Here is a 25,956-nt window from a genome sequence, read left to right on the forward strand (position 1 = left end):
GCCCGGGGTTCGTCCGTTCGGGGTTCGTCGTTCGGGGTTCTCGGCGTCTACAGGGTGGCGATCCAGGACCGCGTGTCGGCCGGATCGATCACATCGTCGAGTTCGAAGGTCGCCGCCGCACTCAAGCCTCGGCCCCGCTGGTAGGCCAGCGCCACCAGCTGGTCGTACAGCTCGGTCCGGGCCTGCTCGGTGGGCGCGGCGGCCAGCTCCTTCGCGAAGCCGAGCCGCACCGCTCCCTCCAGCCCCATGCCGCCAATCTCCCCGGTCGGCCAGGCGACGGTGAACTGCGGCGCGTGGAAGCTGCCGCCGGTCATCGCCATCGCGCCCAGGCCGTAGCCCTTGCGCAGGACCACCGCGCCGACCTGCACCGTCAGCGCGGCACCCACCGCGAACAGGCGGGAGAATCGTCGCACCGCGGCCTGCTCCTCCGATTCCGGGCCGACCATGAAACCCGGTGTGTCGCAGAAGGATACGATCGGCAGCCCGCGAAGCTGGCACAGCTCGAGGAACTCGGCGAGCTTGTCTGCGCCGGCCGCGTCGATGGCCCCGCCGAGGTGGCGGCTGCTGTTGCCGACGACCCCGAAGGCCCGTCCCTCCACTCGCGCGAAGCCGGTGACCACGCCGGGCGCGTAATCGGGGCGCAGTTCCAGGAACGAGTCGACGTCGGCGACCGCCCCGATGGCGGCGTGGATGTCGTAGGCGCGCAGCCGGTTCTCCGGAACCACCTGCCTCGAGAGCCGGGGATCGGGGGCCGACCACTGGGCCCGCGGCCCCTGGAAGTACCCGAGGACCTGTCGGACCAGCAACACGGCGTGCGCCTCGTCGTCGGCGACGATGTCGACGACGCCGTTGCGGCGCTGCACGTCGATCGGCCCGATCGCCTCGGGCGGATACTCGCCGAGCCCGCCGCCGGAGATCATCGCCGGACCGCCCATCCCGATGTTCGCATCGGGGGTGGCGATCAGGATGTCACACGTCCCGGCGAGTGCGGCATTGCCCGCGAAGCAGCGGCCCGACACCACCGCGATCGACGGCGCCCGGCCGCGAACGCTCCCCATCGCCCGGAAGGTCGGCACGTCCAGGCCCGCGACGACGTCGTAGTCGGTGTCGCCCGGGCGGCCCCCGCCGCCTTCGGTGAAGAAGACGACCGGCAGGCTCCGCCGCAACGCCACCTCGAGCAGGCGGTCGGTCTTGGCGTGGTTGCGCCACCCCTGCGTGCCCGCGAGAACCGTGTAGTCGTACGACATCACGACCGCCGCGGCGCGGTCGCGCCCCACGCGGTCGGCGCCGATGGTGGCCACACCGCCGACGAGACCGTCCGCGGGCGTGTTGGCGATCAGGTCCTCCTCGGACCGCCGGGCCTTCTGTGCGGCGACGGCCAGGGCGCCGTATTCGACGAAGCTGCCCTCGTCGACGAGGTCGGCGATGTTCTCGCGGGCCGTGCGCCGCCCGAGTCGATGCCGTTTGGCGACCGCCTCGGGTCGGCCCTCATCGCGGGTTCCGAGATGACGGCGGCGCACCTCGTCGAGGTCGGCGCGCGGTCGGTCCAGGTCGGCGACGCCGCCGTCGGCGACTCCGGCCGCCCCGCTCGCCTCGTGCCGATAGATCACCAGCGGCGCGCCCGCCGACACCGTGCGACCGGGTTCCGTGCACGCCCGCACCACCGTAACCGAGGTGTCGGCGAGGACCTCGTGCTGCATCTTCATCGCCTCGAGCACGGCCAGGGGCGTACCGGCGGGCACCGTGTCGCCGGGTTCGGCGATGTCGACGACGGTGCCGGTGAGGGCGGCGACCGCGGCGTGCTCGCCGGGTGCCGACCCGATGTCGGCGCGCGGCACCGGGACCGCGGCGGCTGCCGGAGTGATCAGCGTCGGGAGGCGCCGGTCCAGAAAGCCGGTGTCGACGGGTCCGCTGCGGAACTCGGCGTCGGTCAGGACGGCCCGCAGCAGCGCGATGTTGGTGTCGGGGCCGTCGATGGTGAACTCGGCGAGGGCGCGGTCGGCCTTCGCGAGCGCCGCGGGAAGGCTCGGTGCGCGCACGATCACCTTCGCCAGCAGCGAGTCGTACCGCAGCGAGGTCTCCAGTCCCGGAACGCCGAACGTGTCGACGCGGATGCCGGGACCGACCGGCGGAGTGAAGGCGCGCAGCAGACCCCCGGTGGGATTCGCGCCGCCGTCGGCCGTCATCGTCTCCAGGTTCACCCGCGCCTGCACCGCCGCGCCGGCGGCCGCCGCCGGCGCTCCGATCACTGCGCCGGCGCCGTCGGCGACGATCCCCTCGGGGAGCTCGCAGTCGGCTAGCGTGCCGCCCTCGGCGAGGGTCAGCCCGGCGGCGACCAGATCGACCGCGGTGACCTCCTCGGTCACGGTGTGCTCCACCTGGATTCGCGGATTCACTTCGAGGAACACCGCGCGGTCGTCGGCGACGAGGAATTCGACGGTGGCCAGCCCCGAGTAACCCGCGGCGGCGCAGAGTCGGGCCGCGTCACCGTGCAGGCGCCGGCGCAGCGACTGCGGCAGTCCCGGGGCCGGCGCCACCTCGATGAGCTTCTGCCTGCGCCGCTGGACGCTGCAGTCACGGTCGCCCAGGGCCAGCGCGCCGCGGCCGTCGCCGATCACCTGGACCTCGATGTGGCGGGCACCGGTGAGCAGTTCCTCGGCGAAGACGCGCCCGTCGCCGAAGCCGAGCTCGGCCTCCGCGGTCGCCGACCGATAGGCGGCTTCGACGTCGCCGCCCGCCGGAACCGCGCGCATGCCGCGTCCCCCGCCGCCGGCGCGAGCCTTGAGCATCACCCCGCCCGCGTGCGCGGCGGCGAATTCGACGATCTCCGGCAGGCCGGCCGCGACGTCGGTCGCCGCGAGCACGTCGAGCCCGCACTCGAGGGCCGCGGCGCGTGCGGCCTGCTTGTCGCCGAAGCTGCGCAGCACCGCCGGCGACGGCCCGACGAACCGCAGGCCCGCGTCGATGCACGCCTGAGCGAAGTCGGCGTTCTCGGACAGGAAGCCGTAGCCGGGGTGGACAGTGTCGGCCGCGGTCCGCCGAGCGACGTCGATGATCGCCTCGATGTCGAGGTAGGCCGCGGCCCCCTCCGCCGTCAGTGCGACGGCGTCGTCGGCGGCCCGCACGTGCGGGGTGCGGGCGTCGTCGGGGGCGTAGACCGCGACGGTCGTCGCACCCGCCTCGCGGGCGGTGCGAATGATCCGCAGGGCGATCTCTCCCCGATTGGCGACGAGCAGTCTCATCGCGCAGCTCCCGGTGTCCGCTCGGCCGCGCGGGAGAGCAGCTCGCCCTTGCGGATCTTGCCGGTCGCGGTCATCGGCAGGTCGTCGACGACGACGATCTCGGGCACCTTGTACCCGGCGATGTTCTCCTGCGCCCACGCGGTCAGCTCGACCTCGCCCGGCCCGTCGGCGCCCACCACGACGAAGGCGACCGGGATCTGTCCCTTCGCCGGATCCGGCCGCGGCACCACGGAGATCGCTTCGATTCCCCCGTGGTGTCGCATCAGCGACTCCACCTCGGACGGGAACACGCTCATGCCGTTGATCTTGATCATCTCCTTGGTGCGAGCCAAGTAGTGCAGGGCGCCCCACTCGTCGAACCGGCCGACATCGCCGGTGTGCAGCCAGCCGTCGCGGATGGCGTCGGCCGTGGCCTGCGGGTTGCCCGCGTACGCGGTGAGAATGGACGGGCTGCGCACGATGATCTGGCCTGTCTCGCCGACCGGAACCGGGTGCCCGGCGTCGTCGACGATCAGGATGTCGGTGCCGGGCACCGGCAGGCCGCAGAAGACCGGGTCGGCGAGCAGGTCGCGGTCGCCGTCCTGGAAGCCGAGGGTGAAGGTGTCCGCCGTGTGCGTCTCGGTCATCCCGTACGACGCCTCGCGCAGCGTCGAGCCGACCTCCGCGCGCCACCGGTCGCGGATCGCCGGGTCCAGGCGGGTCACGAACGAGACCGCGAGGGTCGACGTCAGGCTCGCCAGCGCGGCGGTGTCGAGATCGGGCAGCTCCAGGATCTCCAGGTAGTTGTCGACGGTCGCGACCAGATCGGTGACCGCGCAGGAGGAGACCTGCTCGAGGACCGTCCGCGCGTCCCATCGCGACAGCAGCACCACGCGCTGTCCGTTGATCAGCGGCTTCAGGATGCCGAAGTCCTCACCGGCGATCCAGAAGACGGGCAGGAAGTTCAACGACACCGCGGCCGGGTCGCCGATCGTGCCGCCCGCGCCGATGGTCGCGGTCGCCGCGGTGTACGCCATGTGCCGCTGGGTGTGCTCGCACCCCTTCGGCAGGCCGGTGGTCCCGCCCGTGTAGTTGAGCGCGGCCAGCGCATCCGGGTCGGCGGGCCGGGCGGCGGCGCGCCGGGCCCGCATGATCTCGGGCCAGTCCGAGTGGGCCGCCGCGCCGCCGACCAGATCCTGCAGGCCGGTCGCCGCGACCACGCGCACCGGCGTCCGGGCGCGGACCGTCTCGACCAGGTCCACGCTGCCGACCTCGGTCAGCAGGACCTCGACCTTCGCATCGGTCAGCTCGTGCTCGAGCTCGATGGCCTTGAACAGCGGATTCACCGGCACGTGCACCGCGCCGACCTTGAGGATGCCCAGCATGGCGACGAGGAACTGCGGGCAGGTCGCCAGGTGAACGCCGACCCGGTCCCCCTCCCGCACGCCGACCGATTCGAGCCAACCGGCGAAACGATCCGAGATCTCGTCGTACTCCGCATAGGTGAGATCACGGCCGTAGAAGCTGATCGCGATCGCGTCGGGTCGCCGATCGGCCCAGTGCCGCAGGTGATCGACGACGGTCGCGCGGCCGGCCGGATAGTCATAGTGCCGGGGCACCTCGGCGGGCCAGTTCTCCAGTTGCAGCGCGCGGATCTGCGCGATCGCAGTCTCCTTCGGATCCGGACCGGTCTGCGCGGGGTGGGACATGGTGACGATGCTCCTATCCGGTGACCCGCCCGGCCGCACACTGCGCGCCGCACGCCTGCGGTGTCTCCAGCTCTCGGTTTCTCTGGCTCGGTTGTTCTGGCTCTCGGTTTTGCCCTGGCTCTCGGTTCTTCTGGCTCTCGGGTCTCAGGCGGGCAGGCGCGCCAGGTCCGCCAGCGCCCGACGATGACGGCCGGGTGACCCGAGGGCGATCTGGTCGGCCTTCGCGCGCTTGAGATACAGGTGCGCGGGATGCTCCCACGTCATGCCGATGCCGCCGTGCAGCTGCACGGACTCCTCGGCCGCCCGGACCGCCAGGTCACTGCAGTAGGCGGCGGCGACCGCGGCGGTGAGGGCGGATTCGTGGTCGTCGACGCCGCGATCGGTGATCGTGACGGCCGCCGCCCGGGCGATCGCCGCGGACTGCTCGGCATCGGCGTAGAGGTCGGCGAGCCGATGCTTGACGGCTTGGAAGCCGCCGACGACACGACCGAACTGCCGACGCTCCTGCAGATAGTCGACGGTCGTGCGGACGCACCGTCGGGCGATGCCCGCCTGCTCGGACGCCAGCAGCGCGGCGCCCATCGTGAGGCCGGCACGCACCGCGTCGGCGCCGTCGTCGGTCAGTCGCCGCCCCGGGGCGTCGGCGAAGGACAGGTCGCTGATCGGGCGCGTCATGTCGAGCGAGACCACCGGTTCGACGATCGCCGCAGCGGCGTCGACCGCGTACAGCGCCCCGTCCGAGCCCGGTACCAGGAGGATGTCGGCGGCCTCGGCGCCGGCGACGCCCGGCACCCGGCCCGACAGTCGGCCGTTCGCCGCCGACACCGTCGTCACCGCCGAGTACGGGGCGGTGGAGAAGGGCACGGCCAACGCCGCGACCGTCGTCCCGTCGGCCAGGCCGGGCAGCAGCGCGGTGCTGCCGCGTTCGTCGTCACCGAGCGCGGTGAGCACCGTGGTCGCGATCACCGCGCTGGTCAGCATCGGTGTGCGCGCGGGCAGGGCGCCCAGTTCGTCGAGGACCACCGCGGCCACCGCGGGCGTGGCGCCGGCGCCGCCGTGCTCCTCGGCGATGAGGAGACCGGCCAGCCCGAGCCCGGCCATCTCCGGCCACAGATCGGGTTGCTGCGCACCGTCGTAGGCACCGATCAGGGTGGTCTCGTCGATGCGCCGCGCGAGCAGATCGCGCACGGCCGCGCGCAGGTCGTCCTCGACTTCACTGTGCACCAGCACGGGAACGTAGTCGCTCCCGACGGTCGACTCCGTCATCTCGGTACGTCCTTCCACGGAATGTCCTTGTCGACGCGGGGCTCGGGCGGCAGCCCCAGCACCCGTTCGGCGACGATGTTGCGCAGGATCTCCGAGGTCCCGCCTTCGATCGAGTTGCCCTTGGCCCGCAGGTACCGGTAGCCCGCATCGCGTCCGAAGAAGTCCACCCGCTGCGGGCGGACCATCGTCCAGTCGCTGTAGCGCAGGCCTTCGGCGCCCAGCATCTCCAGTTCCAGCCCCGACAACTGCTGGTTGATGCGGGCGAACGAGAGCTTCATCGCCGCGCCCTCCGGCCCCGGCTGCCCGGATGCGAGCTTCTGCCCCAGCCGGACGCCGGTCACGCGTGCCACCTCGGCGTCGACCCACAGCTTCAGCAGGTCGCCGTGCAGTTCGGGAGTCCGCAGGTCGGGCCGATCACGCCAGGTCTGCGCGACCACCCCGATCATGCCGTCCTCGCGCCGGGCCGCCCGGCCGCCGATCGCCACGCGTTCGTTGTTGAGCGTCGCGTTGGCGACCTCCCAGCCCTGCCCGATCGCGCCCAGCCGCTGGCTGTCGGGGATGCGGACATCGGTGAGGAAGACCTCGTTGAACTCGGCCTCCCCGGTGATCTGGCGCAGCGGCCGCACGTCGACGCCGGGATCGGTCATGTCGCACAGGAAGTACGTCAGGCCGCGATGCTTGGGCACATCGCCGTCGGTCCGGGCCACCAGGATCGCCATCCGGGCGTTGTGCGCGCCCGAGGTCCACACCTTCTGTCCGTTGACGATCCAGTCGTCGCCGTCGCGCACCGCGCGGGTCGCGACGGCCGCGAGGTCCGATCCCGCGCCCGGCTCGCTGAACAGCTGGCACCAGATCTCCTCCCCGGTCCACAGCGGACGCAGATAGCGGTCGAGCTGAGCGTCGGTGCCGTAGCGCAGGATGGTGGGGGCGGCCATGCCCAGTCCGATGCCGTTGACCTCACTGCGGTTGCCCGGGGCGCCCGCCTCGGCGAACAGCCGGTCCACCTCCGGTTGCAGCGACCGGGACAGGCCGAGGCCGCCGCGTCCCACCGGGTAGGCCACCCAGGCCAGGCCGGCGTCGTAGCGGGCGCGGAGGAACTCTCCCGGGTCGGTGGTCGTCGGGTCGTGCGTCGCGAGGAAGTCGGCGACGAGTCGGTTCGCGGACATCACCGGGCCGCCCGCCTGCGCAGTTCGGCGCGGGCCAGGGAGTTCTTGTGGACCTCGTCCGGGCCGTCGGCGAAGCGCAGCGTGCGCACCCCCGCCTGCATCGCGGCGAGCGGGAAGTCCTGGGACACGCCGCCCGCCCCGTGCGTCTGAATGGCCTTGTCCAGAATCCACTCCACCGTCGTCGGGGTGGCGATCTTGATCGCCTGGATCTCGGTGTGCGCGCCGCGGTTGCCGACGGTGTCCATCAGCCAGGCGGTCTTGAGGACCAGCAGTCGCAGCTGCTCGATCCGCACCCGGGACTCGGCGATCCAGTCGCGGATGACGCCCTGGTCGGCGAGCGGCTTGCCGAAGGCGACGCGGCCGGCGGCGCGGTCGCACATCATCTCCAGTGCGCGTTCGGCCATGCCGATCGCCCGCATGCAGTGGTGGATGCGGCCGGGGCCGAGCCGGCCCTGGGCGATCGCGAATCCGTCGCCCTCGGCGCCGATCAGATTCTCGGCGGGCACCCGCACGTCGGTGAACCGCAGTTCCGCGTGACCGCCGTGGTCGTGGTCGTCGTAGCCGAAGACGTGCATGCCGCGGACCACTTCGAGACCCGGGGTGTCGCGTTCGACGAGGATCATCGACTGCTGGCGGTGTCGTTCGGCGGCCGGGTCGGTCTTGCCCATGACGATGAAGACCTCGGCTCGCGGACTCATCGCCCCGGTGATCCACCACTTGCGACCGTTGATGACGTACTCGTCGCCGTCGCGCACGATCGACAGCTCGATGTTGGTCGCGTCCGAGCTCGCGACGTCCGGTTCGGTCATCGCGAACGCCGACCGGATCTCCGCGTTCAGCAGCGGGGTCAGCCAGCGATCGCGCTGGGCGTCGTTCCCGAAGGCGGCGAGCACCTCCATGTTCCCGGTGTCGGGAGCCGCACAGTTGAGCGCCGCCGGCGCCAGGCCCGGGCTGCGGCCGGTGATCTCGGCGAGCGGGGCGTACTGCAGATTCGTCAGCCCGGCCCCGTGCTCGCCGGGGAGGAACAGATTCCACAGTCCGCGACTGCGCGCCTGCGCGCGCAGTTCGGTCAGGATCGGGACCGAGTCCCAGTCCCAGCGGTCGTCCTGCGCGGCGAGCTGCTCGGCGAACACCGGCTCGGCCGGATAGACGTGCTCGGCCATGAACTCCAGGAGGTTCTCCTGCAGGTCCCGCGTCTTGGTGTCGAACTCGAACTCCATGTCAGTTCTCCCTGTGTGTCAGCTGGTGCCGAGTGCGTCGAGGCCCGCGGCCAGCAGCGGTCCGACGGCCTGACCCGCGTCGGCGAAGCCGTCGCCGACCGTCTGACCGTTGACGTAGCGGTAGTGGATTCCCTCGACGATCCCGGCGAGTTTGAAACAACCGAAGGCGACGTAGAAGCCGAAGTCCGACAGGTCGCGGCCGGTCTGGGCGGCGTACCGGGCGATCACCTCGTCCTCGGACAGGAAGCCGGGGGCCGTCGAGACGTCGGTGACGCCGCCGCCCGCCGCGCCGAGGCGGTGGTACACGCACATCAACGCCAGGTCGGTCAGCGAGTCCCCGATCGTCGACAGCTCCCAGTCGAGGACGGCGCGCGGCTGATCGTCGTCGTCGACGAGGACGTTGTCGAGGCGGTAGTCGCCGTGGACGATGCCGGGTGCGGCGTCGGCGGGGACGCGGTCGGCCAGCAGCGCGTGCAGGCGTTCCATCTCCGGGAGGTCACGGGTGTGCGCGGCGTCGAACTGCTTGCGCCACCGGGACACCTGGCGGCCGAGGAAGCCCTCCGGGCGCCCGAAGTCGCCCAGGCCCACCTGCGCCGGGTCCACCCCGTGCAGCGCGGCCAGGGTGTCGACCAGCCGCTCGGAGATCGCGCGGGTCCGGTCGGCGCCGAGCTTCGCCAGCTCAGCGGCCTTGCGGTACGGGGTGCCCTCGACGGCCTCCATCACGTAGAAGCGGGCACCGAGCAGGTCGGTGTCGTCGCAGCGGGCGAACATCGTCGGGACGGGGACGTCGGTGCCCGCCAGCGCCGACATCATCGTGTACTCCCGACCCATGTCGTGGGCGGTCGCGAGCAGCTTCCCCACCGGTGGACGACGGAGGATCCAGTGGTCGGTGCCGTCGGTGAGCCGGTAGGTGAGGTTCGACTTTCCGCCCGCGATCAACTCCGCCTGCAGGTCCGCGGCGATCGGACCGACGTTCTCGACGAACCACGGCGTGAGGACGTCGAGGTCGAGTCCGGGATGTCGGCGCGAGGAGCCTCCGTCGTCGGTCACGAGAACACCAGCACGGTGACGGTCTCGGCGATGCAGACCGGCTTCTGGCCGCCCTCCACCTCGATGACGACCTTCTCGATCAGCTGGTGCCCGGTCGCCGCCTCGTTGACCTCGAGGAGTTCGAAGCCCGCGCGGACGCGGGAGCCGACCAGCACCGGCGCCGGGAAGCGGACCTTGTTGGCGCCGTAGTTGATGCCCAGTTCGATGTTGCCCGGGCGCCATGCGGTCTGCCGCAGGACCGGGATCAACGAGAGCGTCAGGTAGCCGTGCGCGATGGTCCCGCCGAACGGACCCGCGGCCGCGCGTTCCGGGTCGACGTGGATCCACTGGTGATCACCGGTGGCCTCGGCGAACAGGTTCACCTTCTCCTGCGTGACCTCGTACCAGTCCGAGTAGCCGAGATGGGTGCCGACGGCGGCGACGAGGTCGTCGGCGGAGTTGATCGTGGTTGCCTTGTTCTCTGACATGTCCTAGTCCTTCGGTCCGCCGGCGACGTAGATGACCTGGCCGGACACGAAGCCGGCGCCTTCGCTGGCGAAGAAGCTGACCGTGTGCGCGATGTCGGCGGGCTGGCCGACTCGCTGCACCGGGATCTCCTTGGCCATCGCGGTCTTGAAATCCTCGAACGAGACGCCGATGCGTTCGGCGGTCGCCGCGGTCATGTCGGTCTCGATGAATCCGGGGGCGATCGCATTGGCGGTGACGCCGTAGCGGCCCAGTTCGAGGGCGAGGGTCTTGGTGAAGCCCTGCATGCCCGCCTTGGCGGCCGAGTAGTTGGCCTGCCCGCGGTTGCCGAGCGCCGAGGTGCTCGACAGGTTCACGATCCGGCCCCACCCCTGCTTGGTCTGGTACTGCTGCACTTCGCGCGACATCAGGAAGGCGCCCCGCAGGTGCACCGCCATCACCGCGTCCCAGTCGTCGAGCGTCATCTTGAACAGCAGGTTGTCGCGGATGATCCCCGCGTTGTTGACCAGGATGGTCGGTGCGCCGAGCTCGGCTGCGACACGGCTGACGCCGGCCTCCACCTTCACCTCGTCGGACACGTCGACGCCGACGCCGATGGCCTTGCCGCCCGCGGCGTTGATCTCGTCGGCGACCTTCTGGCAGGCGGCCTCGTCGAGGTCGAAGACGGCGACGGCGTGCCCGTCGTCGGCCAGGCGACGCGCCACCTGCGCGCCGATGCCGCGAGCCGCACCGGTGACGATGGCGATGCGCTGTGTGGTCATTGCGATTTCTCCTTAAGGGGTTGAGTCGAACGAGGTTCGGGGGTCAGGCCTGGTAGACCACGCGCCCGACGGTCTTGCCGTCGGCGAGTCGCTGCAGTCCATCGGCGACCTCGGTCAGCGCGAGCCGTTCGCTGACCAGCGGGGCGATCGCCCCGCTGTCGGCGAGCGCGGTCAGCTCCGCGTGGCACTGACGCACCAGGTCGGGCGCGTACCGGTTGTAGAGGCCCCAGTGCAGGCCGACGATCGAGTAGTTCTTGATCAGCGCGTGGTTGAGTGCGGTCTCGGTGATGGTGCCGCCGGCGAATCCGATCACCAGGATCCGCCCCTCGAACGCGATACACTTCGTCGACCGCAGGTACGTCTCGCCGCCCACCGGGTCGTAGATCACGTCGGCGCCGCGCCCGCCGGTCTCGGCCTTGACGACCTCGACGAAGTCCTGCGCGTGCCGGTCGATGACCACGTCGGCGCCGAGCGCGCGGGCCACCTCGGCCTTCTCCGGGCCGCCGACGACACCGATCACGCGGGCACCGGCCGCCTTGCCGAGCTGAATGGCGGCGCTGCCGACGCCGCCCGCGGCGGCGTGGACCAGCAGTGTCTGTCCGGCCTGGAGGTTCGCCCGCCGATGCAGCCCGAACCAGCCCGTCTGATAGCCGATGAACAGCGACGACGCCTGTCCGTCGTCGAGCGAGGCAGGAGCCGGGAAGGTCTCCCCGGCCGACATGACCGCGTACTCGGCGAAGCCGCCGTGCGGCAGGACCGCGGCGCCGAGCACGCGGTCGCCGACGGCCAGGCCCTCGACGCCGTCGCCCAGGGCGACGATCTCACCGCACAGCTCGACGCCGGGGGTGAACGGCAGGTCCGGGCGGACCTGGTACAGCCCGCGGCACATCAGCACATCGGGGAAGTTCGCCGCCGACGCCAGCACCCGGACCACCACCTGGCCGGCCGCCGGTTCGGGGGTGTCGATGTCTTCCAGCCGCAGCACCTCGGCGGGTTCGCCGAGCTCGGCAGCGCGCCATGCCCTCATTGTTCGTCCTCCTCGGTCAGCGTTTCCATCCGCTGTTGGATCTTGTTCATTCCGGTGAGCCAGCGACCGGTGTCGGCGGCGCGGGCCGCGTAGTACCCGGCGACCTCGGTGTGCGGCAGGATCAGGAAGTCGTCGCCGGTCAACGCCCGTTCCACCGCTGCGGTGAGGTCGTCGACGGTCAGCGCGACATCGTGGCTGAGGAGTTCCTTCAGCGGCCCGGAGTCGTCGAGCATCCGGGTCTGCACGCCCTGGGGGCAGATCGCCTGAACGACGACGCCGCGGTGCCGGTACGTCGCCGAGAGCCATTCGGCGAAGGCGACGGCGCCGTGCTTGGTCACCGAGTAGGCGGGGGCCTCGAGCATGGTCAGCAGCCCGGCGGCCGACGCGGTGACGACGAAGCGGCCGCCGCCCCGCTCGATCCACCCCGGTACCAGCCGGCGGGCGGCGTGCACGTGGGCGAGCACGTTGACGTTCCACGACAGGTCCCAGTCGGCGTCGGAGGCCGCCAGACCGCGGCCGCGGTCGACGCCGGCGTTCGCGAACCAGGCGTCGATCGGCCCGAAGGCGAGGGCGGCGGTCTCGATCAGCGCGTCGACCCCGGTCTGCGAGGCGGCGTCGCCCGGTGCGCCGAGCGCGGTGCCGCCCGTCGCGGTGATCGCCGCGACGGTGCGGTCGACGCCCGCGGCATCCACGTCGGCGACCACCACCCGCGCACCGCGAGCGGCCAGCATGGTCGCCAGACCGGCGCCGATGCCGTTGCCCGCGCCGGTGACGACCACCGTCTGGCGGGCCGGGTCGAAAGCCGTCATCAGACGCCGCCGCCGAGCAGCACACCGCCGTCGACGACGAGCGTCTGCCCGGTCATCCAGCCCGCGTCAGCCGACAGCAGGAAGGCCACCACCGAGCCGATGTCGTCCGGCTCGCCCAGCCGCTTGAGCGGATAGGCCTGGGCGACCTTCTCCTCGCGGCCCTCGTAGAGGGCGGTCGCGAAGCGGGTCTTGACCACCGCGGGCGCCACCGCGTTGACGCGGACCGTCGGGCCCAGTTCCCACGCGAGCTCCTCGGTGAGATGGATGACGGCCGCCTTCGACACGCCGTAGAAGGCGATGCCGGGCGCCGGCCGCAGCCCGGCGATGGAGGCGACGTTGACGATCGCCCCGCCGTGCTCGCGCTGCCAGCCGCCGTGGACCGCCTGCGCCCACCGCAGTGCCGAGACGACATTGACGTCCATGATCTTGCGGGCGGCGTCGGGATCCATCTCCATCAGCGGGCCGTAGACCGGGTTGATGCCGGTGTTGTTCACCAACAGGTCGGCGCTGCCGAAGCGTTCGATGGTCTTGGCCACCGTGTCGGCGTGGTGATCGGGATCGTCGGCGTGACCGGCGACGGCCATCGCCACCTCGGGGCCGCCGAGCTTGGCGACGGCCTCGTCCAGTGCCTCCTGCTTGCGCGCGGTGATGGTGACTTTCGCGCCTTCGGCGACCAGCCGGTCGGCGATGGCGAACCCGATGCCCCGGCTCGCGCCGGTGACGATCGCGGTCTGCCCCGTGAAGCGCTGGGGATCGATCTCAACCACGAAGACTCCTAACGATGGCCTACACTCAATGGGTAACTAAGCGCTTGCTTAGGTGTTACGATCCACCTTGCACGATACTGAGACATACGTCAACCATCGACACCGAAGAGACCGGGTTCATAGACGTCCAGTCTGCGCGTCGACGCCGATGACCTGCTCGCGAAAGGAGGATCGCGTGTCCGACGAGGAGAGTCCGCGGTCGGCGGAGCCCAGCCGGCCGAAGCCGCACCCCACTCGGGAGAAGCTGCTGGACGCCGCGCTCGAGGCCTTCGCCGAACGCGGCTTCCACGGAACCACCACTCGGGACATCGCCTCGGCCGCGGGCATGAGCCCGGCCGCGGTGTACGTCCACTATCGCTCGAAGGAGGACCTGCTGCACGAGCTGTCTCGCGCAGGTCACCTCGCGACCATCGACACCATCGTCGAAGCCGACGATCCGGCAGCGCCCGCCGCCGCCCGTCTGGCCTCGGTCATGGGCGCCTTCGCCGAACGCCATGCGCGCGGTCACACCAGCGCGCGGATCGTGAACTACGAACTGGCCTCGCTGCACCCCGACCATCGCCGCGAGATCCTCGAGCTGCGCCGCGACATCACCCGACGCGTCCGCGCCATCGTCGACAGCGGGGTCGAATCCGGCGAGTTCGACGTCGACGATCCCCGCACCACCACCAACACGCTGCTGTCGATGGGCATCGACATCGCCCGCTGGTACTCCGACGACGGCGCCCTCAGCCCCACCCAGATCCGCGACTTCTACGCGAAACTCGCCCTTCGCGTGGTCGGCGCCACTCCGCGGTCCCCCGAATGAATTGATTTGCCAGGCGACCGCACGGCGCGGGAACATTTCAGCACCGGCAAACGTCTGACAGAGTGAAGGACGACGAACCGACTCGCGGTTCGCCGGCTATGGGACGGAGGACGACATGAGTGACATCGCCACGACCGCACCCGCACGGACGCCGCTGACCGCCGCTGACCGTTGCGATCGCTGCAGTGCCGCCGCCAAGGTGCGGGCCACACTGCCCACCGGTGGAGAGCTGCTGTTCTGCCGCCACCACTACAACAGCCACGAGGCACGCCTCGTCGAGATCGGAGCAGTGGTCGAGTGATCCCGTCGGTCGGTGAACCCGGTGTTCACCGACCCGCCCCGGATCATCGCGGGCGCTGAGCAGCGCAAGGGCTCGGCATCACCCCGGCGAAGACCACCCCGACGACGAGCATCCCGTCAAGGCCCTCGAAGAGCATCTCGTCAAGGCCCTGTGGCACCTCACCAGGTGCGCAGGGCCTTGATCCGTTCCCGGAGCTGATCGGCGGTGGCCATCGCCGTCGGCGGCCCGCCGAGCCGAGTCCGCAGTTCGTTGTGGACCTGACCGTGCGGCTTACCCGTCCGATGGTGATGCAGCGCGACGAGCGTGTTGAGCTCCTTGCGCAGGGCGTGCAGGTTCTCCCCGGTCTGCCGCTCCGCCGCGTTGGGGGCGGCCTGCGCCTGGGCGTCGTCGGCGGGGCGAGCCTTGGCCGCAGCCGTCCGCCGGGTCACCTGATCGGCCTGCCGCTGCTGCAGGAGCGTCCGCACCTGCTCGGCGTCGAGCAGCCCGGGCAGTCCCAGATAGTCCGACTCCTCGTCGGAGCCGACGAGCGTGGTGGTCCCGAAGGACGCGCCGTCGTAGATCACCCGGTCGAGCTCGGCGTCGGCATGCAGCGACTCGAAGGTCTTCTCGTCGTCGCCCGGCTCGTCCTGGCGCTTGTTGGCCTCGACCAGCAGCGCGTCGTCCAGACCGTCCGACTCCCGATGCGGCTTGCCGAGCACGTGGTCGCGCTGGGCCTCCAGCTTGCTCGCCAGATCCAGCAGGACCGGCACCGACGGCAGGAAGACGCTCGCCGTCTCCCCCGGCCGGCGCGATCGCACGAACCGGCCGATCGCCTGCGCGAAGTACAGCGGTGTGGCGGCGTTGGTCGCATACACCCCGACCGCCAGCCGCGGCACGTCGACGCCCTCGGACACCATGCGGACGGCGACCATCCATTCGTCCTCGGACGCGGCGAACTCGGCGATCCGCGACGACGACTTCGGATCGTCCGACAGGACCAGGGTCGGCTTCTTCCCGGTCATCGCGTGCAGCAGGTCGGCGTAGTCCCGCGCGATCTTCTGATCGGTGGCGATGACCAGTCCGCCGGCATCCGGGACGCCCGAGTCGCGCAGCTTCATCAACCGCCGGTGGGCCGCCGACAACACCGCCGGAATCCAGTCGCCGTGCGGGTCGAGCGCGGTGCGCCAGGCGCGCGAGGTCTGCTCGGCCGACAGCGGCTCGCCCAACCGCGCGGTGAACTCCTCGCCCGCGCTGGTCCGCCAGCTGGCCTGCCCCGAATAGGCCAGGAAGACCACCGGGCGCACGACGCCGTCGCGCAGCGCATCGGCGTATCCGTAGGTGTGGTCGGCCTTCGACCGCTGTCCCCCGCCCGGTTCGGGCTCGTAGGTGACGAACGGGATCGGCGAATCGTCCGAGCGGAAGGGCGTACCGGTGAGCGACAGCCGACGCTCGGCGTCGCTGAACGCCTCCCGGATGCCGTCGCCCCACGACTTCGCGTCGCCGCCGTGGTGGATCTCGTCGAGGATCACCAGCGTGCGGTACTGCTCGGTCCGCACCCGGTGCCGCGACGGATGCGCGGCGACCTGCGCGTAGGTCAGAACGACGCCGTCGAAGTCGGTGCTGGTCGACCCCGTCGAGTTGGAGAAGTTGGAGTCGAGGGCGATTCCGACCCGGGCGGCGGCCTGCGCCCACTGGTGTTTGAGGTGCTCGGTGGGCGCCACCACGGTGATCCGGTCGACCGTGCGATCCGAGAGCAGCTCGGAGGCCACCCGCAGCCCGAACGTCGTCTTGCCCGCGCCCGGCGTCGCGACGGCGAGGAAGTCGGTGGGGCGCCGGGTCAGATACTTCGTCAGCGCCCGCCGCTGCCAAGCACGCAGCGGCGCACCCGATCCGACGCGTCGGACGGCGTCGTCGTCGCCGAGTCGGCCGTCGCTCGTCTGGCGGCCGTCGGCCGCGTCCACCCCGTTGTCGACCTGTGCGCTGGTCACCGTGTCTCTGCACCCTCCTGAAGAAAACCTCCGGCGATTCTATCCCCCGGCGCGCCCGGTCCCCATCCGCGCAGGCCGGCACCGGTCCGCCACGCCCGACGCGGGGCACTGCGCGGGCCGAGGCCGCCCATCCGCCATGCTGGTAGGCATCGACATCGACGATCAGACGCCGCCCGCCGGCACCGACCGAACCACCGGGGACGACCGCCGCGCGCGGCCGGGCCCGGTCGCAGCCGTCCGCGCGAGCGGACGGCTGGCGTGGCGCACGACCGTCAAGGCGTGGGACGACTCCATCATCGGCTGGGCTGCTCAGGCGGCGTTCTGGCAAGCGCTGTCGCTGCCTCCGCTGCTGCTCGGCGTGCTCGGCAGCCTCGGGTACATCGCCGACTGGTTCGGTCCGGACACCGTGCAGATCATCACCGCGCGGATCATCGCCTTCTCCGAACGGGCCTTCACCCCGAACGTCGTCGACGATCTCATCAGCCCGACTCTCGACAACGTGCTCGGCCGGGGCCGCGTCGCGGTGATGTCGGTCAGCTTCCTGATGTCGCTGTGGGCCGGATCATCGGCGATGTCGTGCTTCGTCTCCTCAATCGTCCACGCCCATCAGCAGCATCAGATCCGCAATCCGGTGTGGCAGCGGATCTTCGCGCTGATCATCTACCTGTTCTTCGTCGTGGCGTGCGTGCTGGTGCTGCCGCTGGTGGCGCTCGGACCCACCTATCTGCACCAGATCCTGCCCGACGCCTGGGATCCGGCGATCACCGACGTCGTCGACTGGGGATACTTCCCCTTCGTCGGGATCCTGCTGATCGGCGCCCTGGTGTGCCTCTACCGATTCGCCCTGCCCCACCCGATGCCGTGGCGCCGACTGCTGCCCGGCGCCCTGCTGGCCGGCGTCTTCTTCTGGGTGGCGACCTACGTTCTGCGGTTCTACCTGACTGCGCTGACGCGCACCGGTTACACCTACGGCGCGCTCGCGACGCCGATCGCCTTCCTGCTGTTCACGTTCTTCCTCGGCTTCGCCATCGTGCTCGGCGCCGAGTTCAATGCGGCGATCGAGGAGATGTGGCCGTCGGGCGCCAACGGCGGCGTGGTCCGCAACTGGGTCACGGCACAGACCACCGAACTCACCGACACCCTGCGCAACCGGACGCTCGGCGGGCGCGGCACGAATGCACACGGGACGGGCACAGGCGGGCGGCCTCCGACCGACGAGTGAGTCGGTCGGAGGCCGGGTCGTGCGGGCGGACTACTTCTTGAGCTTCTCGTAGATCTTCTTGCACTTCTCGCACACCGGCGAACCGGGCTTGGCGGCCTTCGTCACCGGGAAGACCTCACCGCACAAGGCGACCACGTGAGTGCCCATGACGGCACTCTCGGCCATCTTGTCCTTCTTCACATAGTGGAAGACTTTCGGAGTGTCGTCGTCCTTGTCCGTCCGCTCGTCGATGTCCGGACGTTCGATCGTCTGAGTAGCCATGACTCCATTGTGACCCACTGTGCAACGATGGATGGTATGGCGGACGAACACGGGTACGGAGATCGGGAGAACGGGAACCGAGACGGCGACGCCGATCAGCACCGATCGGCCGATCCGGAGAGCTTCCTGATCACCACCGCCGCACCCGACCGCGACGCCGTCTTCCGCGCCCGCAAGCGGCGCTACTTCATCATGATGAGCATTCGGATCCCGGCGCTGATCATCGCCTCGATCGTGTACGGGGTCACGCAGAACGGCTGGATCGCGCTCGCCATCATCGTGGCGTCCATTCCCATTCCGTGGATCGCGGTCCTCAAGGCGAACGACGCCGAACCGCGCAAGCACGGCGAGGTGCGGACCTACCACTACGGCGACGCGCGCAACGTGCAACCCGAACTGTCGAACGATCAAGGCGCCCTGCACCCGCCGCATTACGACGACGACGCCGCCCATCCGGTGATCGACTCGGAGGTCGAGCCCAGACCGGATGAGGCGCCGCGCGACGAGCCGCACCGCGATTCGCACCGGGATCCGCACGAGCACCCGGGCGACGCCGCCGCGAGCTGACGCACGCCGCTCGACGGCCTCGCGAACCGAGCCCCCGATCTTCAGAAACTTCCCCCTGATCTTCAGAAACTTCTCAGTATGCCCGGGAACCTTTCCGGCATCGGAAGCGTTGTACCCCTTGAACGCACCGATGAATCGCATCTCCAGGAGGTCGCATGGCTCACTCGACGATTGCCCGCCCGTCCGAAGCACGATCCACCCGTACGCGCCCGGCACTGACCGAGCAGGATCTCGATGCGCAATCCCCCTCCGCCGATCTCGTCCGCGTCTACCTGAACGGCATCGGCCGTACCGCGTTGCTCAACGCCGAGCAGGAGGTGGACCTGTCCAAGGCCATCGAGGCCGGCCTGTACGCCAAGCACCTGCTCGCCACCAAGAAGCGGCTCACCCCCGCCAAGAAGCGCGACTACGCGATCCTGGTCCGCGAGGGTGAGCAGGCCCGCGCTCACCTGCTGGAAGCGAACCTGCGTCTCGTGGTCTCACTGGCCAAGCGCTACACCGGACGCGGCATGCCGCTGCTCGACCTCATCCAGGAGGGCAACCTGGGTCTGATCCGCGCGGTCGAGAAGTTCGACTACGCCAAGGGCTACAAGTTCTCCACCTACGCCACCTGGTGGATCCGGCAGGCGATCAGCCGCGGCATGGCCGACCAGAGCCGCACCATTCGACTGCCCGTCCACCTCGTCGAGCAGGTGAACAAGCTGGCCCGCATCCGACGCGAACTGCACCAGCAGTTGGGCCGCGAGGCCACCGATGAGGAGCTGTCGGAGGAGTCGGGCATCCCGGCCGCCAAGATCGCCGATCTGATGGACCACAGCCGCGACCCGGTGAGCCTGGACATGCCGGTCGGCAACGACGAGGAGGCGCCGCTGGGCGACTTCATCGAGGACGCCGAGGCCACTTCCGCGGAGACCGTGGTGATCGCGAACCTGCTGCACTCCGACATCCGCTCGGTCCTCGCAACGCTCGACGAGCGCGAGATGCAGGTCATCACCATGCGCTACGGCCTCGACGACGGCCAGCCCCGCACTCTCGACCAGATCGGCCGCGCCTTCGGACTGTCGCGCGAGCGCGTCCGCCAGATCGAACGCGAAGTGATGGGCAAGCTCCGCCAGGGCGACCGCGCCGAGAAGCTCCGCGCGTACGCCAGCTAGTCCGCCCCTGCACCCGCGCCCCTGTACCCGCGCTGCTGAGCCCGGTGCCCGCCGACGCGGGCACCGGGCTCAGCGCTTGTTCACCCGATCCGTCGGGGTCCGGTGTCGGCCAGGGTGGGCACCGGACCCACTCGGATCTGCGAGCCGAGGACGGCCAGCCCGTCGGGCGAGGTCAGGATCGGGTCCAGGCGCAGTTCCCGGATCTCCGGGACGGCTTCGACCAGCGCCGACACCCGCTGCAGCAGATCCACCAGGGCGTCGGCATCGGTGTCGTCCTCGGCCAGCAGCGTGCGCACGCTGGGCTGGTCGACGAGCTCGCGCGCATCGTGCTCGGTGAGCGGAATCGACCGGAAGCTGCGGTCGCCGAGCGCTTCGAACAACCGCCCCGACAGCCCGAAGGAGATCAACGGCCCGAACGACGGGCTGTCGCTGACGCTCAAGTAGATGCCGACTCCCCTGGCCGCCATCCGCTGCACCTGCAGCTCGGAGCTGCCGGTCAGCGCCTGCAGCTCGTTGAACGCGGTGATCACCGCCGTCGCATCGGACAGGTCCAGGCGGGCGCCCTCGCGGTCGACGCGGCCCACCCACTGCGGCGACGACGACTTGACGACCACCGGGAAGCCGAGCTCGCGCGCGGCGGCCGACGCCTCGTGCATCGTCGAGACGTCCCGGAATGGCACCACCTCGATGCCGAACCGTCCCAGCACGTAGGCGGCGTCCCGGTCGGTGAGCCGACGATCGCCGCCCTCGCCCATCGCCTCGCGGACGTAGCCGCGCGCGTCTTCGGGGTGCGCGTCGGGAATCGGCGCGGGCTGGGTGTCGGGACGGGCGCGCCAGCGGGCGTATCGCCACGCCTGCGCCAACGCGCTGGCCGCTCGCTCGGGGGTCGGGTACGACGGGATCGACCCGCGCACCGGCAGCCCCTCGGGACCGGTCCTCGACAACCCCGGCGGCACGCCTTCGACGGCGAGGAAGGTCGTGACGACCGGTTTGGCGGGCACATCGCCGCCGCCCTCCGGCCGGGTGGCCTCCATCAGCCCGAAGGCGTAGTCGGCGGAGTCGACCGCCACCGGGGGCACGAACACCACGATCACCGAGTCGATGTCGTCGTCGGCCATCGCCGCGGCCACCGCGCCGGCCAGTTCCTCGTGGGTCACCGCAGGCCCGAGGTCGATGCTGGAGACCGCCTCCAGGCCCGACGAGCGCGCCGTGTTCGCCGCCAGGGAGGCGATCACCGAGGAGTTGCCGAGGATCGCGGTCCGCGGTCCCTTCGGGAGCGGCTGATAGGCGAGCACGGTCGCGCAGTCGAAGAGTTCGGAGATGGTCTCGACCTGGATCACCCCGGCCTGCTCCAGCACCATCTGCGCCACCCGGTCGTCGCGGACCGGTCCGGTCCGCTGCGCATGCACCGGCGACATCGCGCCGCTGCCCGACTTGATGGCGACGATCGGCTTCTTCGCCGCCACCCGCCGCGCGATGCGGCCGAACTTGCGGGGGTTGCCGAAGCTCTCCAGGTACAGCAGCACCACGTCGGTGTCGTCGTCGGTGTCCCAGTACTGCAGGACGTCGTTGCCCGACACGTCGGCGCGGTTGCCCGCCGAGACGAAGGTCGACAGGCCGAGTTGCCGGTGGGCGGCGGTGTCGAGGATCGCGATGCCGAGGGCGCCGGACTGGCAGAAAAAGCCGACTCGCCCGATGCCCGGGATCCGCGGGGCGAGGGAGGCGTTCAGGGCGATGTCGTGGTGGTTGTTGACCACGCCGAGCGCATTGGGCCCCACCAGCCGCATGCCGTGCGCGCGGACCTGTTCGGCGAGCCGCTTCTCGTTCTCCAGGCCGGCCTCGCCCCGTTCGCCGAAGCCCGCCGACACCACGACCAGCGTCCGCACGCCCTTCGCCAGACAGTCGTCGAGGACCTGGTCCATCCGGGCCGCGGGCACCGCGATCACCGCCAGGTCGACGGGGTCGGGGATGTCGCGCACGGTCGCGTACGAACGGATGCCGCGCACCGACGGCGGCGCGACGCGCTTGCCGCCCGGCCCGGTGCGGGCCGGGGTGTCGGGTTCGGTCTCAGCGGCGTCGGGGATCAGTCCGGGGCCGTTGACCGGGAACACCGGCCCGGTGAAGCCGGCCGCCAGCACGTTGGCCAGCAAAACGTTGCCGACCTTCTTCGGGTCGGTCGACGCGCCGATCACCGCCACCGACTGCGGACGCAGCAGGTTCGCGATGCTGCGCGCCTCCGACGCGCGTTCACGCGCATTGCGCACCACGGTCAGCGCCTCGGTGGGGTCGATCAAGAACTCGACGTGGACGGTGCTGCCGTCGAAGGCCCGGCTGATCTGATAGCCGGCGTCGCGGAAGACCGCCACCATGTTGAGGTTCTCCGAGAGGACCTCGGCCTCGAACCGGGTGAAACCGTTCTCGGCGGCGGCGCCGGCGAGGTGCTCGAGCAGGATCGGACCCAGCCCGCGTCCCTGATGGTCGTCGGCGACGACGAACGCCACCTCCGCCGCGGTCGGCTTCCCGTCGGCCGCCAACCCCTCGTACAGCCCCATCGCGATCACCCGATCGCCCAGGAAGGCCAGCAGCGCCACGCGGTTGCGGTAGTCGATCGTGGTCATCCGGACCACTTCGCGCGGCGGCAGGGTGGGCGTCGGCCCGAAGTACCGCATGTAGCGGGTGCGTTCGCTGAGCCCGTTGTGGAACTCGACCAGCAGGTCGGCGTCGGCCGGAACGATCGGTCGCAGGTGGACCACGCCGCCGTCGGAGGCGAGCACGTCGGCGGCCCACTGCCGCGGATACTCGCGGGGCAGCGCCTGCTCGTCGGCGGGGGCCGCGGAGTCGGTGGTCTGATCGGCAGCCGGTGATTCAGTCACGAGGGTCCTCCGGGTCCAGGCCGTGCAGCGGGAACACCGCGCGGCGGGTGGCGATGATGGCCTTGTCGGTTTGACGCTGCGCCGCCTCCGAGACACCCGGGGGCGGCTCGGCGGCGCCGTCGCCGTCCCACGGGACGTAGTCGATGTCGCCGCCGTCGCCCATCGTGGCCTCCGGCGGTCGAGCGTAGTCCGGGTGGACGGTCTTCGACAGGTCCTGGGCGCCGGCCAGCCAGTCCTCGCCGATGCGGGTCTGCGTGTCGACGTCACGGTCGAGCGCGGCGGCGATCAGGTGCGTCCAGCTGCGCGGCACCACGTTCACCACGCCGTAGCCGCCCCCGCCGACCGCGAGCCAGCGGCCCTCGCAGTGCTTGTCGGCCAGGTCGCGGAGCGCCCGGATGGCGGCGGCGTGACCGTCGACGGTCAGCGCGAGATCGGTCAGCGGATCGTCACGGTGGCTGTCGACGCCGATCTGCGTCACCAGGATCTGCGGCTTGAAGGCGTCGACCATCGACGGGACCACCGCGTGGAAGGCGCGCAGCCACAGCGAATCGCCCAGTCCCGGCATCAGCCCGACGTTGACCGAGGTGCCGCTCGCCTCGCCCTCCCCGACCTCGGTGGCCCAGCCGGTGCCCGGCCACAGCGTCGCCGGATGCTGGTGCAGCGAGATCGTCATGACTCGCGGATCGCCGACAAACTCCGCCTGGACGCCGTCGCCGTGGTGGGCGTCGACGTCGATGTAGGCGATCCGGTCGTATCCGTTCTCCAGCAGCCAGCGGATCGCGATCGAACAGTCGTTGTAGATGCAGAAGCCCGCCGCGTGCCCCTTCATCGCGTGGTGCATGCCGCCGCCGATGTTGACCGCACGCCGCACCGCACCCGAGGCGATCGCCTGCGCGGCGGCGACCGAACCGCCCACCAGCATCGACCCGGCCTCGTGCATGCCCTCGAAGATCGGATTGTCGGCGCTGCCGAGTCCGAAGAGCCGCTCGAGCACCGGAGCGTTGAGCGACGACGCGCCGTGGCTGATCGCCCGGACCGCGTCCACGTAGCCCTGCGAGTGCACCGTGGTCAGCAGTGCGTCGTCGACCGGCAGCGGTTCGACGGTGTCGACGCCGTCGAGGATGTCGAGGCTGCGCGCCAGCGACATCGTCAACGCGAGTCGAACCGGACTCATCGGGTGGGTGTAGGCCCACTTGTAGTCCATGAAGTGCTCACTCCAGATGATCGCCGCACTCATCGTCTCGCCTCATTCCGCCATGAACGCCGACCGGTCGGACGCCGGTGTGCATCCGCCCGCCGCCGAAATTCCGATCACCCCGAAATTCCGATCACTACTGTCACGCTAACGGTTTCACGCCGCGCGGGGACCGCATCGCCTGCCCCGGCGTCACGGTCTTACAGGTAGCCTTGATGCAGGCGAAAGGACTGAGTCTTCGTGAACGATCTTGTCGATACCACAGAGATGTATCTGCGGACGATCTACGACCTTGAAGAGGAGGGGATCATCCCGCTGCGCGCGCGTATCGCCGAGCGACTGGAACAGAGTGGTCCGACCGTCTCTCAGACGGTGGCCCGGATGGAGCGCGACGGGCTGCTGCGGGTGGCGGGCGACCGGCACCTCGAACTCACCGAGAAGGGCCGCAATCTGGCCGTGTCGGTGATGCGCAAGCACCGGCTGGCCGAACGGCTGCTGGTGGACATCATCGGCCTGCCGTGGGACGAGGTCCACGACGAGGCGTGCCGGTGGGAGCACGTGATGAGCGAGAACGTCGAACGTCGCATCGTCGCGGTGCTGGACAATCCGACGACCTCGCCGTACGGCAACCCGATCCCCGGGCTCGATCTGCTGGGCATCGACGTCGTGGCACGCGAGGACCAGGCGGTCCGCCTCGTCGATCTGCCGCACGGCGAGAGCACCGTGATCATCGCGCGGATGTCCGAGCACGCACAGTCGGACCCCGAACTGATCTCCGAGCTCCGGCAGGCCGGCGTGGTGCCCAACGCCCGCGTCTCGGTGACGGTGACGCCGCAGGCGGTCATCATCACCACCCCGGGCCACAGCGGGCTGACCCTGTCGTCGGAGATCTCGCACGCGATCTTCGTCCACAAGACGTAGCCGCACCGCGACATAGCGCACCCTCGGAGAAGGACCCCCGCCGGACACGCTGTCCGGCGGGGGTCCTTCGGTGTGGCGGGGCGCTATCCCGCGGCCTCGTACACCGCGGGCGGCAGACCGGCGCCCAACCGGTCGGCGATCCCGAAGGCCAGCTCGGCCAGCCCGACGAGTTCTCGGGGCCGCATCCCGTTCGCCAGCGCGGTGTCGAGCAGGTTCGCCAGGTTGTAGTCGGGGTCGGCGTCGAGGGCGACCTGCAACGCGACGCCCGCGTACGCGCCTTCCCCCGCCATGTAGTGCAGGTATCCGAGCAGCGTCGCGGCGGCCGCGCGCGGCCGGCCCCGCAGGCGCCGCGCGAGGGTGCGCCACAGGTCCTCGGCCGTGCCGCGCAGACCGGTCAGCGCCAGCCCGAGCAGCGCATCGCGCACATGCACGGACACCAGTGCTTCGGCGACGACGTTGAGGTCCGCGCAGGTCAGTTCGGTGTCACCGTGATCGAAGCGGTCGACGACCGCGAGCACCGCCGCCAGTCCCCGCGCATCGGTCGCATTCGGCGGATGTCGGACCGCCACCGGGGTCACCTCGCGACACTCGGTCTGCGCGCAGTGCGCCTCCGGGGACAGCAGAGCGGCCATCTCCGACCGGCGCGCGAGGATCCGGCGTCCCGAGGCGACCGCGCGCTCGAGTGCGACCGGTGAGGCGTTCGGGTCGCTGAGCAGCCCCGTCGACAGGATCGGCCCCGGAAACGGCAGCGAGGCCCGCACCGGGTCGGGGCTCCACACCGTGTGCCACCGCGCGCCGGCGGCCGCCTCGTTCATCGCGAAGGCTGCCGACAGTCCGCCGGCCGGCTCGAAGGCGCGGTCCGCCGCTTCGGCGACCCGGCGGTACCGGGCGTCGTCGGGGGCGAAGCGGTCGTCGACGATCACCGCGACGGTGCCGACCGAGCCGTACGACGCGGCCAGCGAGCCGAGCCTGCCGAACAGCTGCCGCATCCCGGCCGACGCCGCACCGCGACCGGTCAGCGCCAGATCGTGGCGCATTGTCGCCATCACCGACCGTTCGTCGCGAAAGACCAGCAGCACGATCGAATGCTCGGGCACGAAGCCCAGCAGCCCCGGGACCGCTGCGAGGAGTCGGTCCGGATCGTGGTGGCCGTCGGTGTGTCCGTCTGCGGGAAGGCTCAGCGAGTTCGTCATGTCCCCAGGCTGATCGCGCCGACCCCGCCGCGG

The 25,956-nt window shown here is 70.7% G+C and carries 22 protein-coding genes; 6 read left to right on the top strand and 16 right to left on the bottom strand.

Translation table 11 applies throughout. The features are described 5' to 3' along the window. Positions 1-47: 47 nt before the first annotated feature. From AAFO60_RS01135 to AAFO60_RS01185, 11 genes are all read right to left on the bottom strand, one after another. Complete coding sequence (locus AAFO60_RS01135; protein ID WP_347954313.1) at positions 48-3,242, bottom strand: acetyl-CoA carboxylase family protein; 3,195 nt, start codon at positions 3,240-3,242, stop codon at positions 48-50. After that, positions 3,239-4,930: an AMP-binding protein gene (locus tag AAFO60_RS01140; RefSeq protein ID WP_347954314.1), complete on the bottom strand. Its 1,692-nt coding sequence runs from the start codon at positions 4,928-4,930 to the stop codon at positions 3,239-3,241. Before AAFO60_RS01140 ends, AAFO60_RS01135 begins: the two co-directional genes overlap by 4 nt. Before the next feature lie 144 nt (positions 4,931-5,074). Next, positions 5,075-6,214, bottom strand: coding sequence for an acyl-CoA dehydrogenase family protein (locus tag AAFO60_RS01145; protein WP_424308112.1), 1,140 nt, complete (start codon positions 6,212-6,214; stop codon positions 5,075-5,077). Beyond that, positions 6,193-7,362 (bottom strand): acyl-CoA dehydrogenase family protein, encoded by a 1,170-nt coding sequence (locus tag AAFO60_RS01150; RefSeq protein WP_347954636.1) that lies wholly within the window; start codon positions 7,360-7,362, stop codon positions 6,193-6,195. Before AAFO60_RS01150 ends, AAFO60_RS01145 begins: the two co-directional genes overlap by 22 nt. Beyond that, a complete protein-coding gene (locus AAFO60_RS01155; protein WP_347954315.1) occupies positions 7,362-8,582 on the bottom strand; it encodes an acyl-CoA dehydrogenase family protein in 1,221 nt (406 codons plus the stop codon). Before AAFO60_RS01155 ends, AAFO60_RS01150 begins: the two co-directional genes overlap by 1 nt. An 18-nt stretch (positions 8,583-8,600) precedes the next feature. Continuing rightward, a complete protein-coding gene (locus tag AAFO60_RS01160; RefSeq protein ID WP_347954316.1) occupies positions 8,601-9,632 on the bottom strand; it encodes a phosphotransferase family protein in 1,032 nt (343 codons plus the stop codon). Next, the gene (locus AAFO60_RS01165) at positions 9,629-10,099 is read right to left on the bottom strand and encodes a MaoC family dehydratase (RefSeq protein ID WP_347954317.1); all 471 of its coding nucleotides are present in this window, start codon (positions 10,097-10,099) and stop codon (positions 9,629-9,631) included. Before AAFO60_RS01165 ends, AAFO60_RS01160 begins: the two co-directional genes overlap by 4 nt. A 3-nt stretch (positions 10,100-10,102) precedes the next feature. After that, positions 10,103-10,858, bottom strand: a complete 756-nt coding sequence (gene fabG, locus AAFO60_RS01170; RefSeq protein WP_347954318.1) for a 3-oxoacyl-ACP reductase FabG — start codon at positions 10,856-10,858, stop codon at positions 10,103-10,105. A 43-nt stretch (positions 10,859-10,901) separates the two neighbouring features. Then, positions 10,902-11,885, bottom strand: coding sequence for an NADPH:quinone oxidoreductase family protein (locus AAFO60_RS01175; protein WP_347954319.1), 984 nt, complete (start codon positions 11,883-11,885; stop codon positions 10,902-10,904). After that, the gene (locus AAFO60_RS01180) at positions 11,882-12,694 is read right to left on the bottom strand and encodes an SDR family oxidoreductase (protein WP_347954320.1); all 813 of its coding nucleotides are present in this window, start codon (positions 12,692-12,694) and stop codon (positions 11,882-11,884) included. Before AAFO60_RS01180 ends, AAFO60_RS01175 begins: the two co-directional genes overlap by 4 nt. Next, positions 12,694-13,461: an SDR family oxidoreductase gene (locus AAFO60_RS01185; protein WP_347954321.1), complete on the bottom strand. Its 768-nt coding sequence runs from the start codon at positions 13,459-13,461 to the stop codon at positions 12,694-12,696. Before AAFO60_RS01185 ends, AAFO60_RS01180 begins: the two co-directional genes overlap by 1 nt. A 175-nt stretch (positions 13,462-13,636) precedes the next feature. On the opposite strand from AAFO60_RS01185, the gene AAFO60_RS01190 reads away from it, so the two are divergent. Both AAFO60_RS01190 and AAFO60_RS01195 read left to right on the top strand, forming a co-directional pair. Beyond that, positions 13,637-14,269, top strand: coding sequence for a TetR/AcrR family transcriptional regulator (locus AAFO60_RS01190; protein ID WP_347954322.1), 633 nt, complete (start codon positions 13,637-13,639; stop codon positions 14,267-14,269). 115 nt (positions 14,270-14,384) lie between these two features. Continuing rightward, positions 14,385-14,570: a DUF7455 domain-containing protein gene (locus tag AAFO60_RS01195; RefSeq protein WP_347954323.1), complete on the top strand. Its 186-nt coding sequence runs from the start codon at positions 14,385-14,387 to the stop codon at positions 14,568-14,570. A gap of 158 nt (positions 14,571-14,728) precedes the next feature. Here the strand turns inward: AAFO60_RS01195 and AAFO60_RS01200 are convergent, their stop codons facing one another. Beyond that, positions 14,729-16,426 carry a DEAD/DEAH box helicase gene (locus AAFO60_RS01200; protein ID WP_347954637.1) on the bottom strand — a complete coding sequence of 566 codons (1,698 nt, stop codon included), beginning with the start codon at positions 16,424-16,426 and terminating at the stop codon, positions 14,729-14,731. A gap of 247 nt (positions 16,427-16,673) precedes the next feature. Here AAFO60_RS01200 and AAFO60_RS01205 point away from each other — a divergent pair, with 247 nt between their 5' ends. After that, the gene (locus AAFO60_RS01205; protein WP_347954324.1) at positions 16,674-17,759 is read left to right on the top strand and encodes a YihY/virulence factor BrkB family protein; all 1,086 of its coding nucleotides are present in this window, start codon (positions 16,674-16,676) and stop codon (positions 17,757-17,759) included. A gap of 30 nt (positions 17,760-17,789) precedes the next feature. Here AAFO60_RS01205 and AAFO60_RS01210 read toward each other — a convergent pair whose 3' ends face one another. After that, on the bottom strand, positions 17,790-18,020 hold the full coding sequence (locus tag AAFO60_RS01210; protein ID WP_347954325.1) for a DUF3039 domain-containing protein: 231 nt from the start codon (positions 18,018-18,020) through the stop codon (positions 17,790-17,792). A gap of 36 nt (positions 18,021-18,056) precedes the next feature. On the opposite strand from AAFO60_RS01210, the gene AAFO60_RS01215 reads away from it, so the two are divergent. Continuing rightward, positions 18,057-18,587, top strand: a complete 531-nt coding sequence (locus tag AAFO60_RS01215; RefSeq protein ID WP_347954326.1) for a DUF3099 domain-containing protein — start codon at positions 18,057-18,059, stop codon at positions 18,585-18,587. A gap of 155 nt (positions 18,588-18,742) precedes the next feature. Further along, a complete protein-coding gene (locus AAFO60_RS01220) occupies positions 18,743-19,741 on the top strand; it encodes a sigma-70 family RNA polymerase sigma factor (RefSeq protein WP_347954327.1) in 999 nt (332 codons plus the stop codon). Positions 19,742-19,821: 80 nt separating this feature from the next. Here AAFO60_RS01220 and AAFO60_RS01225 read toward each other — a convergent pair whose 3' ends face one another. Both AAFO60_RS01225 and AAFO60_RS01230 read right to left on the bottom strand, forming a co-directional pair. Next, a complete protein-coding gene (locus tag AAFO60_RS01225; RefSeq protein WP_347954328.1) occupies positions 19,822-22,614 on the bottom strand; it encodes a GNAT family N-acetyltransferase in 2,793 nt (930 codons plus the stop codon). Beyond that, positions 22,607-23,851, bottom strand: coding sequence for an acetoin utilization protein AcuC (locus tag AAFO60_RS01230; RefSeq protein WP_347954329.1), 1,245 nt, complete (start codon positions 23,849-23,851; stop codon positions 22,607-22,609). The genes AAFO60_RS01225 and AAFO60_RS01230 overlap by 8 nt, the downstream gene beginning before the upstream one ends. Positions 23,852-24,049: 198 nt before the next feature. On the opposite strand from AAFO60_RS01230, the gene AAFO60_RS01235 reads away from it, so the two are divergent. Further along, positions 24,050-24,730, top strand: a complete 681-nt coding sequence (locus tag AAFO60_RS01235; RefSeq protein WP_347954330.1) for a metal-dependent transcriptional regulator — start codon at positions 24,050-24,052, stop codon at positions 24,728-24,730. Positions 24,731-24,813: 83 nt separating this feature from the next. Here the strand turns inward: AAFO60_RS01235 and AAFO60_RS01240 are convergent, their stop codons facing one another. Continuing rightward, positions 24,814-25,923 carry a DUF4192 domain-containing protein gene (locus tag AAFO60_RS01240; protein WP_347954331.1) on the bottom strand — a complete coding sequence of 370 codons (1,110 nt, stop codon included), beginning with the start codon at positions 25,921-25,923 and terminating at the stop codon, positions 24,814-24,816. Between the last annotated feature and the right edge of the window lie 33 nt (positions 25,924-25,956).

It is taken from the genome of Gordonia aichiensis (genome assembly GCF_039946255.1).
Taxonomy (GTDB): Bacteria; Actinomycetota; Actinomycetes; order Mycobacteriales; family Mycobacteriaceae; genus Gordonia; species Gordonia aichiensis_A.

Coding starts and splice junctions, on each gene's coding strand:
- AAFO60_RS01135 (WP_347954313.1), bottom strand. CDS start 3,242: ATGAGACTGCTCGTCGCCAATCGGGGAGAGATCGCCCTGCGGATCATT.
- AAFO60_RS01165 (WP_347954317.1), bottom strand. CDS start 10,099: ATGTCAGAGAACAAGGCAACCACGATCAACTCCGCCGACGACCTCGTC.
- AAFO60_RS01210 (WP_347954325.1), bottom strand. CDS start 18,020: ATGGCTACTCAGACGATCGAACGTCCGGACATCGACGAGCGGACGGAC.
- AAFO60_RS01205 (WP_347954324.1), top strand. CDS start 16,674: ATGCTGGTAGGCATCGACATCGACGATCAGACGCCGCCCGCCGGCACC.
- AAFO60_RS01195 (WP_347954323.1), top strand. CDS start 14,385: ATGAGTGACATCGCCACGACCGCACCCGCACGGACGCCGCTGACCGCC.
- AAFO60_RS01240 (WP_347954331.1), bottom strand. CDS start 25,923: ATGACGAACTCGCTGAGCCTTCCCGCAGACGGACACACCGACGGCCAC.
- AAFO60_RS01175 (WP_347954319.1), bottom strand. CDS start 11,885: ATGAGGGCATGGCGCGCTGCCGAGCTCGGCGAACCCGCCGAGGTGCTG.
- AAFO60_RS01230 (WP_347954329.1), bottom strand. CDS start 23,851: ATGAGTGCGGCGATCATCTGGAGTGAGCACTTCATGGACTACAAGTGG.
- AAFO60_RS01150 (WP_347954636.1), bottom strand. CDS start 7,362: ATGTCCGCGAACCGACTCGTCGCCGACTTCCTCGCGACGCACGACCCG.
- AAFO60_RS01215 (WP_347954326.1), top strand. CDS start 18,057: ATGGCGGACGAACACGGGTACGGAGATCGGGAGAACGGGAACCGAGAC.
- AAFO60_RS01155 (WP_347954315.1), bottom strand. CDS start 8,582: ATGGAGTTCGAGTTCGACACCAAGACGCGGGACCTGCAGGAGAACCTC.
- fabG (WP_347954318.1), bottom strand. CDS start 10,858: ATGACCACACAGCGCATCGCCATCGTCACCGGTGCGGCTCGCGGCATC.
- AAFO60_RS01140 (WP_347954314.1), bottom strand. CDS start 4,930: ATGTCCCACCCCGCGCAGACCGGTCCGGATCCGAAGGAGACTGCGATC.
- AAFO60_RS01220 (WP_347954327.1), top strand. CDS start 18,743: ATGGCTCACTCGACGATTGCCCGCCCGTCCGAAGCACGATCCACCCGT.
- AAFO60_RS01180 (WP_347954320.1), bottom strand. CDS start 12,694: ATGACGGCTTTCGACCCGGCCCGCCAGACGGTGGTCGTCACCGGCGCG.